The sequence below is a fragment of the Arthrobacter sp. TJ-217 genome (assembly GCF_058269255.1).
Genome location: NZ_JBZCNJ010000029.1, coordinates 1 through 1,049 on the forward strand (window position 1 = coordinate 1; position 1,049 = coordinate 1,049).

1 protein-coding gene is annotated in these 1,049 nt (G+C 68.3%); it reads left to right on the forward strand.

The window, feature by feature from the left end:
• Window positions 1-1,049 (forward strand): FG-GAP-like repeat-containing protein (locus AC4D2R_RS18015; protein WP_490941472.1); only part of this gene is annotated, 1,049 nt, incomplete at both ends.

Below are 1,049 nucleotides of genomic sequence, written 5' to 3' on the forward strand. Positions count from 1 at the left end.
TCGCCCGCAAACCCGACGGCGCCCTCTGGCTCTACCAGGGCACCGGAAACGTCAGCGCCACCAGCAGCGGCTACCTGCCCGGACGGGCCATCGCCACCGGCTGGTCCGGCTACGCCGACGTCGTCGGGGCCAGCGACTTCAACCGCGACGGCAAAACCGACCTCGTGGGCTTCAAGACCGACATGAGCCTGTGGTTCTTCGCCGGCACCGCCATGAAGGACAGCGGCTACAAGCCCGGCACCCGCATCGCGGCCACCGGCTGGCAGGACTACACCGCCCTTGCCTCCCCCGGGGACTTCAACGCCAACGGCACCAAGGACCTCATCGGACGCAAAAAGGACGGAACCCTCTGGCTGCTGAACGGCAACACCGCCGGAGGCTACGACCCCGCCCGCAAGATCGGCACCGGCGGCTGGAACGCCTTCACCCAGATCCTGGCCCCGGGCGACTTCAACGGCGACGCCAAACCCGACCTGCTGGCCCGCCACACCGACGGCAGCCTCTGGCTCTACGCCGGCACCGGAACCGTGAACACCACCAGCGAGGGCTACAAACCCGGACGCCGCCTGGGCACCGGGTGGAACGCCTTCACCCAGCTGATCACCCCCGGAGACTACAACGGCGACACCAAAGCCGACCTCCTCGGGCGCAAACCCGACGGAACCCTCTGGCTCTACCCCGGCACCGGCACCGTCTCGGCCACCAACAAGGGCTACACCACGGCCGTGAAGATCGGCACCGGCGGCTGGCAGAACTTCAACCACGTCTTCAGCCCCGGAGACTTCAACGGCGACAAACGCACCGACCTGCTCGCCCGCAAACCCGACGGCAGCCTCTGGTTCTACGCCGGCACCGGCACCGCCTCCGCAACCCAGACCGGCATCAAACCCGGAACCAAACTCGGCACCGGATGGCAGAACTCCACCACCATCCTCGGCCCCGGAGACATCACCGGCGACACCAAAGCCGACCTCCTGGCCACCCGCACCGACGGATCCCTCTGGCGCTACACCGGAACCGGCATGCCCCCCAACCCCGGCTACACCACC